The 16868-nt window shown below is 66.2% G+C and carries 12 protein-coding genes and 1 tRNA gene; 9 read left to right on the top strand and 4 right to left on the bottom strand.

Annotated features, from left to right (window positions below):
* The first annotated feature begins 61 nt into the window (after positions 1-61).
* Positions 62-253, top strand: a complete 192-nt coding sequence (locus tag I6F36_RS06655; RefSeq protein ID WP_225171178.1) for a hypothetical protein — start codon at positions 62-64, stop codon at positions 251-253.
* A gap of 281 nt (positions 254-534) precedes the next feature.
* On the opposite strand, the gene I6F36_RS06650 is transcribed toward I6F36_RS06655, so the two are convergent.
* A complete protein-coding gene (locus tag I6F36_RS06650) occupies positions 535-762 on the bottom strand; it encodes a DUF2171 domain-containing protein (RefSeq protein ID WP_025036201.1) in 228 nt (75 codons plus the stop codon).
* 114 nt (positions 763-876) lie between these two features.
* On the opposite strand from I6F36_RS06650, the gene I6F36_RS06645 reads away from it, so the two are divergent.
* A complete protein-coding gene (locus tag I6F36_RS06645; protein ID WP_035999576.1) occupies positions 877-2160 on the top strand; it encodes a hypothetical protein in 1284 nt (427 codons plus the stop codon).
* 21 nt (positions 2161-2181) lie between these two features.
* Here the strand turns inward: I6F36_RS06645 and I6F36_RS06640 are convergent, their stop codons facing one another.
* Both I6F36_RS06640 and I6F36_RS06635 read right to left on the bottom strand, forming a co-directional pair.
* A complete protein-coding gene (locus I6F36_RS06640) occupies positions 2182-2400 on the bottom strand; it encodes a hypothetical protein (RefSeq protein ID WP_225112821.1) in 219 nt (72 codons plus the stop codon).
* A 140-nt stretch (positions 2401-2540) separates the two neighbouring features.
* Positions 2541-2617: transfer RNA gene (locus I6F36_RS06635), tRNA-Arg, on the bottom strand.
* Between the two features lie 419 nt (positions 2618-3036).
* On the opposite strand from I6F36_RS06635, the gene I6F36_RS06630 reads away from it, so the two are divergent.
* From I6F36_RS06630 to I6F36_RS06605, 6 genes are all read left to right on the top strand, one after another.
* Positions 3037-8232 (top strand): alpha-2-macroglobulin, encoded by a 5196-nt coding sequence (locus I6F36_RS06630; RefSeq protein WP_225171177.1) that lies wholly within the window; start codon positions 3037-3039, stop codon positions 8230-8232.
* A gap of 5 nt (positions 8233-8237) precedes the next feature.
* Positions 8238-10409 carry a penicillin-binding protein 1C gene (pbpC, locus tag I6F36_RS06625; RefSeq protein ID WP_225125464.1) on the top strand — a complete coding sequence of 724 codons (2172 nt, stop codon included), beginning with the start codon at positions 8238-8240 and terminating at the stop codon, positions 10407-10409.
* Between the two features lie 50 nt (positions 10410-10459).
* The gene (locus tag I6F36_RS06620) at positions 10460-12202 is read left to right on the top strand and encodes a glycosyltransferase family 39 protein (RefSeq protein ID WP_225125463.1); all 1743 of its coding nucleotides are present in this window, start codon (positions 10460-10462) and stop codon (positions 12200-12202) included.
* 1 nt (position 12203) lies between these two features.
* Entirely contained in the window at positions 12204-13049 is an 846-nt protein-coding gene (locus I6F36_RS06615) for a phosphatase PAP2 family protein (protein WP_225125462.1), read from the top strand.
* A 77-nt stretch (positions 13050-13126) separates the two neighbouring features.
* Positions 13127-13864 (top strand): glycosyltransferase family 2 protein, encoded by a 738-nt coding sequence (locus I6F36_RS06610; RefSeq protein WP_225171176.1) that lies wholly within the window; start codon positions 13127-13129, stop codon positions 13862-13864.
* Positions 13861-14199, top strand: coding sequence for a lipid-A-disaccharide synthase N-terminal domain-containing protein (locus tag I6F36_RS06605; protein WP_025036223.1), 339 nt, complete (start codon positions 13861-13863; stop codon positions 14197-14199). Before I6F36_RS06610 ends, I6F36_RS06605 begins: the two co-directional genes overlap by 4 nt.
* Positions 14200-14264: 65 nt before the next feature.
* Here I6F36_RS06605 and metC read toward each other — a convergent pair whose 3' ends face one another.
* Positions 14265-15449: a cystathionine beta-lyase gene (gene metC / locus I6F36_RS06600; RefSeq protein WP_225171175.1), complete on the bottom strand. Its 1185-nt coding sequence runs from the start codon at positions 15447-15449 to the stop codon at positions 14265-14267.
* Positions 15450-15846: 397 nt separating this feature from the next.
* On the opposite strand from metC, the gene I6F36_RS06595 reads away from it, so the two are divergent.
* The gene (locus I6F36_RS06595) at positions 15847-16863 is read left to right on the top strand and encodes an amino acid ABC transporter substrate-binding protein (protein ID WP_035999559.1); all 1017 of its coding nucleotides are present in this window, start codon (positions 15847-15849) and stop codon (positions 16861-16863) included.
* Positions 16864-16868 lie beyond the last annotated feature (5 nt).

Below are 16868 nucleotides of genomic sequence, written 5' to 3'. Positions count from 1 at the left end.
CCCGCAATCATACGGACGAAATTGCCACGCACTCGTCCAGATGGCCGGCTAGAGTCTGCGCATGTACACCGAGTACGATCCGCAACATGAGGCCGAGGCCGCTATGAAGCGCGCCGCGGAGGCCGAGGGTGCCGACAGGCAACGGCTGATCCAGCTGGCCCTGGCATGGCACGAACTCGCCCGCGATCTGCACGATGAGCAAGCCGGCCCCTCGCATCCAGCCGGGCGCAGGCCTTTGGCCCGAGCGCGCTGAGATGAGAAAAACCCCGTGCTCGGGGGACAAGCACGGGGTCCTTCAAAGCCGACCGGGGCTGGCGGGTCGGCACCACTCAGTTCGGTCATCCAACGCGCGGATCGCGCATTCGTTCCGGTCAATCCGCAGCGCTGAAATCCGATCGCATTGCAGCGACCTTCCGCAGAAAGTCATCGTTAACGAATGCTCCGCGCAATCGAATTGCAGTCGCGATTCGTACTCGCGAACGAAGCGGAGTCGGACCGTGAACAAACAAAAAGCCCCCGCAGGGGCTCAGTGTTTTACGCAGCTTCGGTCTTCGGGACGGCGTCGGCATTCACCGACAGCTTGACCACGTCGCCTTCGACGGCGCCGACATATTTCGTGTCGATGTAGTGATGATGGTCCTTGTGACCTTCCGGGCTGTCCTTGCGCGTCAGCTTGATGCGGTTGCCCTCGAGACGATCGACGGTGCCGACATGTGCGCCGTCCTTGCCGATGATCTTCATGTGCTCTCTGATGTCAGCCATGCTGTCCTCCTTGCATGGCTTCAACTGCGAAGGCGCCGGTTCGTTGCAGCAGGCACGTTGGACCCGTTGGGATTTCCGGACGTTGACGCCTGATTGGATCTGTCAAGAAGCGCGATGGAGACCGTTCGGGCCTATCTGGAACGCAAGCACTGGGAACTCAGGCTGTTGAACGACGGCCTGAGAAACCCGCTCGATTTGGCGTCGCCGCGTTCCGTCGATGACGTCGTCAGGTCCAAATTCCAGATCACTGCCGCGCTCAGGGCGGAGCATGAATTACACGAGTGGAAGGCGACCGAGACCGCCTGGTCGCACACGGCCGATCCCGCCAGCGGGCCGTTCGAGTTCAGTTACGACTACCAGCGGGCCGATCTCACGGTACGCGGTCCGTCGTTCTACGAGCTCGACGGCGGCTGCACGAGCACGGCGATCTACACTGCCTCGGGGATGGCGGCGATCTCCGCGGTGCTGCTCGCCTCCGCGCGGATCGTCGCGAAGGCGGATATCCTGGTGCTGCCAGGCTGCTATGGCGAGACGCTGGAGCTGATCCGAAGCTTCATGCCGGATTTGCGGATCGAACCCTTGCCGCTGCCGCTCGGCGATGCGCTTGCACGGGTGAGCTCGCCGCGGATCCTGCTGCTGGATTCCTGCTCCGTCGCCGGCGCCATCGAGGCGGTGCTGCGCTGTGACGGCTCGGGCCTCGATCTCCTGATTTTCGATACGACGTGCTTCGCCGGCAGGTCGGGCCGCATCAGGCGCGTCGTGGGGTGGGCCAGGCGACACGGAATTGCGCTGGTGCTGGTGCGAAGCCACAACAAGCTCGATTCGCTCGGAGCGGAATATGGCCGCCTCGGCTCGGCCGTCTTCGTGCGCGGGCATGAGCGTCCACCGCGGGCAGGGGACGCTGAATGGTCACGTCTCGCGTTCGAAACGCGCAACGCAGTGCGGCTGCTCGGCGGCGCGGCATTGCCGGCCCACTTCCCGCCCTTCGCGGGCAGCGCGGCGTATTGGGCGCTGACGAAGCGGCGCGTGGCGGCGATCTTGCGCAACGGCCGCAGCTCGGCGCGATGCTTTGCCGCCGAGATCCCGGCGCTCTCGGCTCAGCTTCGCTTCGCTCACGGCCTCTACGTGACTCTTCGCGGAAGGCGCGCGCTCGACGAGGCGGCAGCACGGCAGGCTGCCGAGGACATGAGCTGCGAATTGCGCCGCGCGGGCTTTCCCATCCGCCACGCCGGCAGCTTCGGCTTCGATTTCGCCGCGACCGAGTGGTTTCACGACGCGACGACGGACCAGTACAGCGTCCGGGTGGCGGTGCCGGACCTGCCGACGGAGGTGTGGGACGATCTCACCGCGGCCATTGCGCGGTGGTGGCGGGGTCATCAGCGGGCAGGCTGTGGATAGACCGGAGGGCGGGCGCGTCGATCAGTCGACCGCCAGGCAATATTCGAGTCGCGGCTTGTCGTGACCGCGGCGCGCCCAGTCCTCAACTGCAAATGCAGGCTGACGTTGTCCCGTTGCGGCGCCAAGGATCGAGGCCTGGACCACCTTGATGGGCCTCGTGACCGCATTGGTGCTCACCAAGCCCGCGTCGACCGCCAAATACGAGATCGCAACGACCGCGACCGCAGATGCGATCGCCATTCTCGTCAATTCGGATTGCTGCATTCCCAAACCTACCGGGCGCGTCTCACCCGGCGCTTAGATAGGGCTGATCGGCGCCGTTCAAAGGCCGGCATATGGTTACCCACGCGTTCGTGAAGAGCGGCGGCGAGGCAACGAGCTGGCGATCCCGGCAGGACTCGAACCTGCAACCCGCGGAGTAGAAATCCGCTACTCTATCCAGTTGAGCTACGGGACCGTCTGAGCCGGCCGTCTTGAGCCGCTCGGATCGGGCGGCTGGCCGTTCATGTAGCATGCCAATATGAAAAAACTGGTGTTTCGCCAAGTCTGAACCGAACCGTTTTCCTCAGTGCGGCGACAAAGCGGAACGGTGGGGTGTCAGGGTGCCGGGTTGAGCGGCAGCGGACTGGACGATGGATCACATCGCCGGGAACGCTGAACAGCTTCCGGGGCACGGCCGCCGGTCGTCTGGTCAGGTAGTGCTGCGCCATCAGGACGGCGTGCGTGGCGATATCTTGGCCGGTCTCCTCTGGGCTTACCTCTGTCATGGCGAAAGCGACGCTTTGCACCTTCTGGTTCCATCGCCTTGAGTCCGTCACCTTTCCGCGCATTTCATTTGCCGCCGCGGCGTTCGTCCGCGCTTTCCGGGAGTCTTCGATGATCGGTCTCGTTCGCGCCGTCACAATCTGCGCCGCGCTGGCGCTCGGCCTTGTCACCGCGCAGGCCGCCGACAAGGCGTTCAAACGCGACGACCTCGCCGATTCCGCGATCAAGCTGGAGGCCCAGATCAAGAGCGAGGCGGGGCCGGTCGCCAAGACCAATGCGACGCTGAAGACGGACGCCGACGCCGCCTTCCGGCGCAATGATTACCGCACCGGCCTTTCGGTGCTCGGCCAGATCGCCGCGACCACGCCCGAGGATGCCGGCAACTGGCTGCGGCTCGCCAAGGTCATCTTCCAGATCTCGCCGAAGAGCTCGAGCGAGCAGACCTTCCTGCTGGAGCGCGCCTCGACGGCGGCCTATATCGCTTACATGCGCGCCGGCAATCCGGGCGAGGAGGCCGACGCGCTCGCCGTGCTCGGCAAGGCGCTGGCCGACCGCAAGCTGTGGCGGCCGGCACTGGATGCGCTGCGGCTGTCGCTCGACATGCGCGAGGTCGCCGAGGTCCGCGGCCAATATGAGAAGATGCGCGACGAGCACGGCTTCCGGCTGCTCGACTATACCGTCGACTCGGACTCGGCGAGCCCGCGCGCCTGCTTCCAGTTCTCCGAGGAGCTCGCCAAGCGCACCGACTTCGCGCCGTTCCTGGCGCTTGCAGGCCAGGACAACCCGGCGCTGTCGGCCGAAGGCAAGCAGCTCTGCGTCGACGGGCTGAAGCACGGCGAGCGCTACAACATCAACCTGCGCGCCGGCTTGCCGTCGACCGTGAAGGAGGGGCTGCCGAAATCGGCCGAATTCAACATCTATGTGCGCGACCGCAAGCCGTTCGTGCGCTTCACCAGCCGTGCCTATGTGCTGCCGCGGACCGGCCAGCGCGGCATTCCCGTCGTCAGTGTCAACACGCCTGCGGTTAGCATCAATGTCTTCCGGATCGGCGACCGCAACCTGATCAACACGGTGGTCGACAGCGATTTCCAGAGGACGCTGTCGAAGTACCAGCTCAGCGAGCTCGGCGACGAGCGCGGCGTCAAGGTCTGGACCGGCGAGCTTGCGACCGCGACGACGCTGAACCAGGACGTCACCACGGCCTTCCCGGTCGACCAGGCACTCGGCGAGCTCCAGCCCGGTGTCTACGTCATGACGGCCGCGGCGAGCGCCTCGGACGAGGACTACCAGCTCGCCACGCAATGGTTCATCGTCTCCGACCTCGGCGTCGCCGCTTATTCCGGCAATGACGGCATTCATGTCTTCGTCAACTCGCTGGCGTCGACCGACCCGGTCGGCAAGGCCGAGGTGCGCCTGGTCGCGCGCAACAACGAGATCCTGGCGACGCGCAAGACCGACGATGCCGGTCACGTGCTGTTCGAGGCCGGCCTTGCGCGCGGCGAGGGCGGATTGTCGCCGGCGATGCTCACGGTCACCGGCGAGAAGGCCGATTATGCCTTCCTGAGCCTGAAGACCTCGGCCTTCGACCTGTCCGACCGCGGCGTTTCGGGGCGCGCGGTGCCCGCCGGCGCCGATGCCTTCGTCTATGCCGAGCGTGGCGTCTACCGTTCCAGCGAGACCGTGTTCCTCACCGCGCTGCTGCGCGACGGGCAGGGCAATGCCGTCACCGGCGGGCCGATGACGCTGGTGGTCGAGCGCCCGGACGGCGTCGAATATCGTCGCGCCGTACTGGCGGATCAGGGCGCCGGCGGCCGCACGCTGTCCGTGCCGCTCAACTCGGCCGTACCGACCGGCACCTGGCGGGTGCGCGCCTTCACCGATCCGAAGGGAGCTTCGGTCGGCGAGACCACCTTCATGGTCGAGGATTACGTCCCCGATCGGATCGAATTCGACTTGTCCGCCAAGGACAAGCTGATCAAAGCTAACGCTCCAGTGGAGCTTAAGGCCGACGGTCATTTCCTCTATGGCGCACCTGCTTCGGGCCTGCAGCTCGAAGGCGACATGCTGATCGCGCCGGCGGCCGAGCGGCCCGGCTTTGCCGGCTACAAGTTCGGCGTCGACGACGAAGAGACCACCTCGAACGAGCGCACGCCGCTGGAGAACCTGCCGGAGGCCGACGCCAATGGCGTCGCGACCTTCCCGGTGACGCTGGACAAGCAGCCGGCCTCGACGCGCCCGCAGGAGGCACAGATCTTCGTCCGCATGGTCGAGACCGGCGGCCGCGCCGTCGAGCGCAAGATCGTGCTGCCGGTCGCGCCGGCAACGGCGCAGATCGGCATCAAGCCGCTGTTCGGCGACAAGAACGTCACGGAGGGCGACAAGGCCGAGTTCGACGTCGTGTTCGTCTCGCCGGACGGCGAGAAGCTGCGCCGCGACGGTCTGCGCTACGAGCTCCTGAAGATCGAATCGCGCTACCAGTGGTACCGCCAGAACAATTACTGGGAGTACGAGCCGGTCAAGTCGACCTCGCGCGTCGCCGACGGCGACGTCACTGTTACGGTCGACAAGCCGACGCGGCTCTCGCTCACGCCGGAGCCCGGCCGCTACCGGCTCGACGTCAAGTCGAACGAGGCCGACGGCCCGGTGACCTCGGTGCAGTTCGACGTCGGCTGGTACTCGGACGGCAGCGCCGACACGCCGGACCTGCTGGAGACCTCGATCGACAAGCCGCAATACGCCTCCGGCGACACCATGACGGTGTCCGTCAACGTCCGCAGCGCCGGCAAGCTCACCATCAACGTGCTCGGCGAGCGGCTGCTGACGACGCAGACCATCGACGTCAAGGAAGGCACCGCGCAGGTCAAGCTCCCGATCGGCAAGGATTGGGGCACCGGCGCCTATGTGGTGGCGACGCTGCGCCGTCCGCTCGATGCCGCCGCCCAGCGCATGCCTGGCCGTGCGATCGGGCTGAAATGGTTCGGCATCGACAAGCAGGCTCGCACCTTGCAGGTCAAGCTGTCGCCGCCTTCGCTGATCCGGCCGAATTCGACGCTGAAGATCCCCGTCAAGCTCGATGGGCTCAATCCGGGCGAGGACGCCAAGGTCGTCATCGCCGCGGTCGACGTCGGCATCCTCAATCTCACCAATTACAAGCCCCCGGCGCCGGACGATTATTATCTCGGCCAGCGTCGCCTCAGCGCCGAGATCCGCGACCTCTACGGGCAGCTGATCGACGGCATGTCGGGCACGCGCGGCCAGATCAAGTCCGGCGGCGACGCCGGTGGCGAGCTACAGGGCTCGCCGCCCACGCAGAAGCCGCTCGCGCTCTATTCCGGCATCGTCACGGTCGCCGCCGACGGCTCGGCCGAAGTGAGCTTCGATGTTCCGGAATTCGCCGGCACCGCGCGCGTGATGGCGGTGGCGTGGACCGCGACCAAGCTCGGCCGCGCCAACACCGACGTCGTGATCCGCGATCCCGTCGTGCTCACGACGACGCTGCCGCGCTTCCTGCTCAATGGCGACCGCGGCTCGGTCAATCTCGAGATCGACAATGTGGAGGGCCAGGCCGGCGACTACGTCATCAACGTGAAGGCGGGCGGCCCGGTGAAGATGACCGGCAATCCCGCAACCACGGTGAAGCTCGCCGCCAAGCAGCGCAATTCGTTCTCGCTCGCGCTCGATGCGACCGCGGCGGGGCAGGCGACGCTCGACGTCGACATCAAGGGGCCGAATGGCCTCGCGCTGGTGCGTCACTATGTGTTCGACGTCAAGCCGGCGACGCAGGTGCTGGCGCGGCGCTCGATCCGGACGCTGGCGAAGGGCGAGAGCCTGACGCTGAGCTCGGACATGTTCTCCGACCTCGTGCCGGGCACTGGCAGTGTCTCTGTTTCGGCCAGCCTGTCGACCGCGCTCGATGCGGCAACGATCCTGAAAGCGCTCGACCGCTATCCCCATGGCTGCTCGGAGCAGATCACGAGCCGGGCGATGCCGCTGCTCTATGTCAACGAGCTCGCGGCCGGCGCGCATCTTGCCATGGACACCGAGGTCGACCAGCGCATCCGCGACGCCATCGAGCGGCTGCTGGCGCGCCAGGGCTCGAACGGCTCGTTCGGCCTGTGGCTGGCCGGCGGCGACGATGCCTGGCTCGATGCCTACGTGACGGACTTCCTCACCCGTGCCCGCGAGAAGGGCTTTGCGGTGCCGGACGTGCTGTTCAAGAACGCGCTCGACCGTATCCGCAACTCCGTCGTCAATGCCGACGAGCCGGAGAAGGACGGTGGCCGCGATCTCGCCTATGGCCTCTATGTGCTCGCCCGTAACGGCGCAGCTCCGATCGGCGATCTCCGCTATCTCGCCGATACCAAGCTCGCCAACCTCGCGACCCCAATCGCGAAATCGCAGCTTGCGGCGGCGCTCGCCCTGGTCGGCGACCGCAACCGCGCCGAACGGGTCTATGGCGCGGCGCTCGACAGCCTTGCGCCGAAGCCCGCGCTGGAATTCGGCCGCACCGACTACGGCTCGCAGCTGCGCGATGCCGCAGCATTGGTGTCGCTCGCCAGTGAAGGCAATGCGCCGAGGGCGACGCTGACGCAGGCGGTGTCGCGGGTCGAGACCGCCCGTGGGCTGACGCCCTACACCTCCACGCAGGAGAATGCGTGGCTGGTGCTGGCGGCACGGGCGCTCGCCAAGGAGAACCTCTCGATCGAGGTCGATGGGCAGCCGGTCAAGACTGCGCTGTACCGCAGTTACAAGGCGGACACGCTGGGTGGCAAGCCGCCGAAGATCACCAACACCGGCGAGGCGCCGGTGCAGGCGGTCGTCTCGGTGTCGGGCTCGCCGGTCACGCCGGAGCCGGCGGCGTCCAACGGCTTCAAGATCGAGCGCGGCTACTATACGCTCGACGGCAAGCCCGCGGACATCAGCAAGGTCAAGCAGAACCAGCGCTTTGCGGTGGTGCTGAAGATCACCGAGGCCAAGCCCGAGTACGGCCACATCATGGTGTCCGACTATCTGCCGGCGGGCCTGGAGATCGACAATCCGAACCTGGTGTCGTCCGGCGACAGCGGCACGCTGGACTGGATCGAGGACGGCGAGGAGCCGGAACATACCGAATTCCGCGACGACCGCTTCACCGCGGCCGTCGACCGGGCCTCGGATTCCAAGTCGGTCTTCACGCTCGGCTATGTCGTGCGCGCGGTCTCGCCCGGCAAATACGTGCTGCCGCAGGCCTATGTCGAGGACATGTACAATCCCTCGCGCTATGGCCGGACCGGCACGGGCAGTGTCGAGGTGCGGGCGGCGAAGTGAGTGAGATGAGCGAGGTCGAGCCACATACACGGGCATCCACAGCCGCGCCGGCGGTGGGTGTTGGCGTGGATGGCCGGGTCAAGCCCGGCCATGACGGGCGGAGGGGGCGGATCGCCTTTCGCCTTCTCTCCGCAGCCGCGCTCACCTTTATCCTCGCCATCATCGGCTTCGTTGGCTGGGTCTACTCGCTCGGCCCGCTCCCGCTCGACGAAGCCCGCCAGGTCTCAACCACCATCATCGATCGCAACGGCAAGCTGCTGCGCGCCTATGCGATGGCGGATGGGCGCTGGCGGTTGCCGGTCGATGCCAGGACCAACGTCGATCCGACCTACCTGAAACTGCTGTTCGCCTATGAGGACCAGCGCTTCTACGCCCATGGCGGCATCGATCCGCTCGCCCTGGGACGCGCCGCCTTGCAGCTCGGAACGCGCGGCCACATCGTCTCGGGCGGCTCGACCATCACGATGCAGCTGGCCCGTCTGATGGAGCCGCGGCGGCAGCGCTCGCTTTACGCAAAATTGCGGCAGATCGTGCGTGCCATCGAGATCGAACGCAGCATGAGCAAGGAGCAGATCCTCGATCTCTATCTGGCGCTGGCGCCCTATGGCGGCAATCTCGAAGGCATCCGCGCGGCGTCGATCTCCTATCTCGGCAAGGAGCCGAAGCGGCTGTCGCTGGCGGAGGCCGCGTTGCTGGTCGCGCTGCCGCAATCGCCGGAGACACGCCGGCTCGACCGGTTTCCGGAGGCTGCGCGCAAGGCGCGCGACCGCGTGCTCGACCGCATGGTCGAGGAGCACGTGGTCAGCGCCGACGACGCCAATCAGGCCAAAGCGATGCCGGTGCCGAAACTGCGCAGGCCGATGCCGATCCTGGCGCCGCATGCCTCCGACGCCGCGCAGTCGACGGTCAAGGACGCGCCGATCATCAAGCTGACGCTCGATGCGACCTTGCAGAAGGTGCTGGAGCCGCTGGCGCGCGACCGCGCAACTGCGCTGGGTCCGAACATCTCGGTCGGAATCGTCGTGGTCGACAATGAGAGCGGCGACGTGCTCGCCCGCGTCGGCTCGGCCGATTATTTCGACGAGAGCCGGGCGGGGCAGGTCGATATGACCCGCGCCATCCGCTCACCCGGCTCGACGCTCAAGCCCTTCATCTACGGGCTCGCCTTCGAGGACGGCTTTGTCCATCCCGACAGCTTGATCGACGACCGCCCGGTCCGCTTCGGCTCCTATGCGCCGGAAAATTTCGACATGACTTTCCAGGGCACGGTTCCGGTGAGGAAGGCTCTGCAACTGTCGCTGAACGTGCCGGCCATCGTGCTGCTCGACCGCGTCGGCTCGAGCCGGCTGACCTCGCGGCTGCGGCAGGCCGGCGGCAACCTCGTCCTGCCCAAGGACGAAGCGCCCGGCCTCGCCATGGGGCTCGGCGGCGTCGGCGTGACGCTGCAGGATCTGGCCCAGCTCTATGCCGGCTTTGCCCGCCTCGGGACCACCAAGCCGCTGCGCGAGATCGTGACGGCCAGGGACGATCGGGAGCCGCTGCGGCTGCTGGATCAGGTCGCAGCCTGGCAGGTCGGCAACGTCCTGCTCGGCACGCCACCGCCGGAGAACGCCGCCCACAACCGCATCGCCTTCAAGACCGGCACCTCCTACGGCTATCGCGACGCCTGGTCGGTCGGCTTCGACGGTCGCATGACCATCGGCGTCTGGGTTGGCCGTCCGGACGGAGCGCCGGTTCCCGGCCTGATCGGACGCGTTGCCGCCGCGCCCATCCTGTTCGATGCCTTCGCCCGCAGCGGCAAGACGCTGACCGCCTTGCCGAAGCCGCCCAAGGGAACCCTAGTCGCAAGCAACGCGAAGCTGCCGCTGCCCTTGAAGCGGTTCCGTCCGGTCGGCGAACTGGTGCGAAGCGGGGGCGAGCAGCCGCTGCACATCCAGTTTCCGCTGAACGGCTCGCGGATCGACGTCGATCGATCGGGTGGCCGGGCGAGCGCGGCGATGCCAGTCAAGGTCGCCGGCGGCGTGCTGCCCATGACCGTCATGGTTAACGGCACCGCGCTCGGCGAGATCGACGGCCGCCGTCAGCGGCTGATAGATCCGCCCGGCCCGGGCTTTGCACGGCTCACCGTGATCGACGCCACGGGCGCCGCGGACACAGTCGTCATTCGAATTCAATGACCCTGCCTTAAGCGGTTGTCGCCATGGCGGTTTCAGCGTAAGCGGAACCAATGGCCGACACCTACCCCAGCCCCCGTTTTGGTGCCCCCCGCGAGTCGAAATCGCCCACAAATCCGGGCAGCGGGCTCGTGCGCATGCTCGACATCGTCACTGCCAGCCACCCGCGCGCGGTCGGCTTCCTGGTGCTGTGTGCGCTGCTGCTGTTCCTGCCGGGCTTCTTCACCATCCCGCCGATCGACCGCGACGAGGCACGGTTTGCCCAGGCCACCAAGCAGATGGTCGAGAGCGGCGACTATGTCGACATCCGCTTTCAGGACGACGTCCGCTACAAGAAGCCGGTCGGCATCTACTGGTTGCAGTCGGCAACCGTCGAGGCCGCCTCGATGCTCAAGCTGCCGAAGGCCGAATTGCGGATCTGGGTCTACCGGCTGCCGTCGCTGATGGGGGCGATCGGCGCCGTGCTGATGACGTATTGGGCCGCGCTCGGCTTCGTCACGCGGCGTGCCGCGGTGCTGGCGGCGCTGATGATGTGCGCCTCGGTGCTGCTCGGCGTCGAGGCGCGCCTGGCCAAGACCGACGCCGTGCTGCTGCTCTGCGTGGTTGCCGCGATGGGCGCGATGGCGCGGGCCTATCTGTCCTGGCAGCGCGCCGAGGACGAGACGCATCCGCCCTGGAGCTGGCCCGCGATCTTCTGGACCGCGCTTGCTGCGGGCATCCTGATCAAGGGGCCGCTGATCCTGATGTTCGCAGGCCTGACCATCGTCGCGCTCGCGATCCAGGACCGCGACGCCTCCTGGCTGTGGAAGCTGCGGCCTGTCTGGGGCCTGATGTGGATGCTGGTGCTGGTGCTGCCCTGGTTCGTCGCGATCTTCTGGCGCGCGGGCGAGACCTTCTTCACCACCTCCGTCGGCGGCGACATGCTGAGCAAGCTTGGCGCCCAGGAATCCCACGGCGCACCGCCCGGACTTTACCTGGCGCTGTTCTGGATCACGTTCTGGCCAGGTGCGCCGCTGGCGGCGATGGCGGCGCCCGCGGTGTGGCGGGCCCGCCGCGAGCCCGGTGCGCAGTTCCTGCTGGCCTGGCTGATCCCGTCCTGGATCGTGTTCGAGGCGGTGCTGACCAAGCTGCCGCATTACGTGCTGCCGTTGTATCCCGCGATCGCGATCCTCACCGCCGGCGCGGTGGAGCGGCGCGTGCTGTCGCGCTCCTGGCTGATGCGCGGCTCGGCCTGGTGGTTCGCGATCCCCGCAGCCGCCTCCATCATCGCGGTGGTCGGCTCGGTGATACTGACGCGGCAGCCCGCTTTCGTAGCTTGGCCGTTCATCGCGGCCGCGCTGATCTTCGGTCTGTTCGCCTGGTGGCTGTTCGATACCAACCGCGCCGAGCGCTCGTTTCTCAACGCCCTGGTCGCAGGCCTGATGCTCGCCGTGACGATTTACGGCATCGTGCTGCCGTCGCTGACCCCGCTGTTTCCCAGCATCGAGATCGCGCGCGCGCTTCGCAACGTCACCTGCGTCGGACCGAAGGCGGCTGCGGCCGGTTATCACGAGCCGAGCCTCGTCTTCCTGGCGGGCACCCGGACCTTGCTCACGGACGGCTCCGGTGCGGCGGACTTCCTGCGGCAGGGCAGCTGCCGCTTCGCGCTGATCGAGCAGCGCTCGGAGCGCAGCTTCGTGCAGCGTGCCGAGGCGATCGGGCTGCGCTACAAGGTCGGCGCGCGCATCGACGGCTATAACTTCTCGCAAGGGCGCGCGATCTCGATCTCGATCTTCCGATCGGAAGGTACCGAATAGGATGCGGGCTCTGACCGACGTTGCAGCGCATGCCGGCTATCCTGCGCAATTGCTAGCGGTGTCCTGGCGCGCGCTGGCGCAGCTCGTGCGGTCGCCCTCGCACTCGCGCCGCGCCGAGGCCGCCCGGAAGCTGGCGCGGCATTCGCTGTGGCTTGCCACGGCGGGTGCAGCGCTCGTCATCGTGCTGATGGTCGCGTTCGATCAGACCGAGATCCTGCTGATGCCGCCGCGCGGCACGCCGAGCCTGTGGCCGATCCGCATCCTCACCGATTTCGGCAAGGACGAGTATATCCTCTCGGTGCTGGGGGCTGCGCTGGTGGTGCTGGCGCTCGTCGCGGCCGGGCTGCGTGGGAGCCGCCGCGCGCTGCTGCTCGGCTTCGGCACGCGGCTGCAATTCCTGTTTCTGTCGGTTGCCGTGTCAGCCTTCGTCGCCGAGATCCTGAAATATGTCATCGGCCGCGGACGTCCGTTCGTCGGGGGCAAGGCCAATCCGTTCAACTTCGTCCCGTTCGAGGGGACGGGGGCTTATGCCAGCCTGCCGTCAGGCCACGCCGTGGCCGCGTTCGCCCTGGCGTTTGCCGTCTCGGCACTGTGGCCGCGTCTGCGCGTCTTCATGTTCACTTACGCAATCGTGATCGTGCTGACGCGCCTGGTGTTGCTGGCGCATCATCCGAGCGACGTGGTCGCCGGCGCTCTGGTCGGAACGGTGGGCGCCATGGCCGTTCATTACTGGTTCGCGGCCCGAAAGCTCGGATTTGCCATCCGCGCCGACGGCACCATCGTGCCGCTTTCAGGGACGTTTTCCGACCGCCTCAAAAGGGTTGCCCACCGGGCATCCGCCCCATAAAAGCGGCTGCCTGCCGGGACCGCCGGTTCCCTTGGGCAGGTCCTTTGGGCAGGTCAATTCCAACCACGAGCCTCGATTTGTCGACGTCCCAGCCTTCGGTGTCCATCGTTGTTCCCGTGCGCAACGAAGCCGACAACATCGCGCCGCTGATCGCGGAGATCGGCGCGGCACTCGATGGCCGCTGGCCCTATGAGATCATCTACGTCAACGACGGCTCGACCGACGCCACCGGCGAGCGGCTTGGCGCCATCATGAAGCAGCAGAGCAATCTGCGTCAGCTTCGCCATGCAAGATCGGGCGGCCAGTCGGCGGCCGTGCGCAGCGGCGTGCGCGCGGCGCGCGGAGAGATCGTGGCGACGCTCGATGGTGACGGCCAGAACAATCCGGCCTTCCTGCCCGACCTGATCGCGGCGGTCGAGAAGGGGGCAGGGCGCGTCGGTCTCGCGGCCGGCCAGCGGATCGGGCGCAAGGACACCGGCTTCAAGAAATTCCAGTCGCGCATCGCCAACGGCGTTCGCAACGCCATCCTGAAGGACGGCACGCGCGACACCGGCTGCGGGCTGAAGGCGTTCCGCCGCGACGTCTTCCTGATGCTGCCTTATTTTGACGGGCTGCATCGCTTCCTTCCCGCGTTGGTCCGCCGCGAAGGCTACGACATCGCCTATGTCGACGTGATCGACCGGCCGCGCCATTCGGGCGTGTCCAACTATGGTTTCTTCGACCGGCTGTGGATCGGCATCATGGATCTCGCCGGCGTTTGGTGGCTGATCCGCCGCAAGAAGCCGACGCCAGAAGTGACCGAGGTGGACGCATGATCATTCAATACGGTCAGGCGCTGAGCAATTATCTCTATGACGTCTTCGTCGCCAAGTTCGACTTCTGGCTGGCATTCGGCCTGGTCGCGCAGCTGTTCTTCACGGCGCGCTTCCTGGTGCAGTGGATCGCGAGCGAGCGCGCCGGCAACAGCGTGGTGCCGATGGCGTTCTGGTTCTGCTCGATGGGCGGCGGGCTGATGACGCTGGTCTATGGCGTCGTGAAGCGCGAGCCCGTCATCATCCTCGGACAGTCGCTCGCGACCATCATCTATATCAGAAACATCATGCTGATCTGGAAGAACCGCGGCACCGCCTCGAAGACGCTGGACCGCTGATCCAGCGTTCGGCTTCGCTTGTTGAAGCCTGGCACGTTGTTGGGCGAGATGCCCAATCCTGATGCTCACATGGCCGCTTTCAGGGCAGCGAAGCCGCGATCGAGATCGGCCTTGAGGTCGTCGGTGCTCTCGAGCCCGATGTGGAGACGCAGCGTCGGGCCGCCGGGCGCCCATTTAGTCGCGGTGCGATAGGCATCGCAATCGAAGGGAATTGCAAGGCTCTCGAACCCGCCCCAGGAAAAGCCCATGCCGAACAGCTTCAGCGTATTAAGCATGGTGTCGACCGCCTGCTGCGGCGCCGGCTTCAGCACGATGCTGAACAGGCCCGAGGCGCCGGTGAAGTCGCGCTTCCAGATCGCATGACCGGGATCGGTCTCCAGCCCGGGATGCAGCACGCGCGCAACCTCAGGCCTTGCCGCCAGCCAGCGCGCCATCTCGAGCCCGGAGCGATGATGTTGCGCCAGCCGCACCGACAGCGTGCGGAGGCCGCGCAGCGCCAGGAAGACGTCGTCGGGGCCGGCACAGACGCCGAGCAAGCGGATGCCTTCGGCAATCATCGGCCAGGCCTTGGCGTTGGCCGAGATGGTGCCGAACATGATGTCGGAATGGCCGCCGATATATTTCGTCGCGGCCTGCATGCTGATGTCGACGCCCTGGTCCAGCGAGCGGTGATAGAGCGGCGTCGCCCAGGTGTTGTCGTCGATGACGAGCGCGCCGCGCCCATGTGCGACTTCGGCGATGGCGCGGATGTCGGGCATCTCGAACGATTGCGAGCCCGGCGCCTCCACCAGAACGGCCCGGGTGTTGGGCTTGAACAGCTTGTCGATGCCCGCGCCGATCATCGGATCGAAATAGGTGGTCTCGACGCCGTAGCGCGTGAGCATGCCGTTGCAGAAATTGCGCGAGGGCCGATAGATGTTGTCGACCACCAGGATGTGGTCGCCGGCTTTGAGCACCGAGAGCAGGGTGGTGGAAATCGCCGACAGCCCCGACGGCACGATACCGACGCCGGCGCATTGCGGACCCTCCAGCGCCATCAGCGTCTCCTGGAACGCCTTGGTGGTCGGGGAACCGTGACGGCCGTAGGTGAACTCGCCGCGATGGGCGTGCAGGTCCTCTGCGGTCGGATAGAGCACGGTCGAGCCGTGGAAGACCGGCGGATTGACGAACCCCTTCTGCGCCTTGGTGTCGCGGCCGGAGGTGACCAGCCGGGTCTCGGCGTGCTGCTCTTGGGGGGACGAAGAATCCATGCGCCTGCTTTCAAAACCGCGTTTCCACCGGACGCATCGCGCCCCTGGGCCGACCGAAAGGCCGCGGTCGTTAATAACAGAACACAGAAGAGTCCCGTCAACCCCTTGACCCGGAACGCCAGTCGTTCTGTGATGCGCAGGTGCTATTCAGTCGCCGCATGTTGAGGGGCCTGCCGCGACCTTCGATCCATTGCCTGACCGGACGTCGCGTCACAGCCAAGAGATGGCGGGCGCCGGCGGCGGGGATGAAGGTATGGGCTCCCGAGATCGGCGAGTGTTCGGCAAGGTTTTCCAGCATGACTCTTGCAAGGCCGGATTCTTGAAGGACCTGGTTTGGCAGAGACGATCCTAAGACAACATTCCTGACCTTGAGACGACCTTGAAAGGCCCAAAGCCCATGAAACGCGTAACCCTGGCTCTCTCCCTTGCTCTCGCCGCCGGCCTCACCGCCCAAGCCGCCGATGCGCAAACGCTCAAGACCGTCAAGGATCGGGGCATGCTGTCCTGCGGCGTCAGCCAGGGCCTGCCGGGCTTCTCCTCGCCCGACGACAAGGGCAACTGGACCGGCATCGACGTCGACGTCTGCCGCGCCATTGCCGGCGCCATCTTCAACGATCCGACCAAGGTCAAGTTCGTGCCGCTGTCGGCCAAGGACCGCTTCACGGCGCTGCAATCCGGCGAGGTCGACGTGCTCTCGCGCAACACCACCTGGACCATCTCGCGCGACACCTCGCTCGGCGCCAATTTCACCGGCGTGACCTATTACGACGGGCAGGGCTTCATGGTGAAGAAGTCGCTCAAGGTGAATTCGGCGCTCGAGCTCAACAGTGCATCGGTCTGCGTGCAGACCGGCACCACCACTGAGCAGAATCTCGCCGACTACTTCAAGGCCAACAACATGAAGTACGAGGTGATCGCGTTCGCCACCAACGACGAGACCGTCAAGGCCTATGAGGCCGGCCGCTGCGACGTCTTCACCACCGACCAGTCGGGCCTGTACGCCAACCGCCTCAAGCTCGCCAGCCCCAACGACCACATGGTGCTGCCCGAGATCATCTCGAAGGAGCCGCTCGGCCCGATGGTGCGGCACGGCGACGACCAGTGGTTCGACATCGTGAAATGGACGCTGTTCGCGATGCTCACCGCCGAAGAGCTCGGCGTGACCTCGAAGAACATCGACGAGAAGGCGAAGCTGGAAAATCCCGAGCTGAAGCGCGTGCTCGGCAGCGACGGCAATTTCGGCGAACAGCTCGGCCTGACCAAGGATTGGGTGGTGCGGATCGTCAAGACCGTCGGCAATTACGGTGAGGTGTTCGATCGCACCGTCGGCGCCGGTTCGCCGCTCGGCATCAATCGCGGTGTCAACAATCTCTGGAACAAGGGCGGTCTTCAGTACGCGCCCCCGATCCGCTGATCAGC

It is taken from the genome of Bradyrhizobium sp. BRP19, assembly GCF_020194195.1.
Classification (GTDB): domain Bacteria; phylum Pseudomonadota; class Alphaproteobacteria; order Rhizobiales; family Xanthobacteraceae; genus Bradyrhizobium; species Bradyrhizobium yuanmingense.
This window is presented reverse-complemented; position numbering and strand designations above follow the sequence as displayed.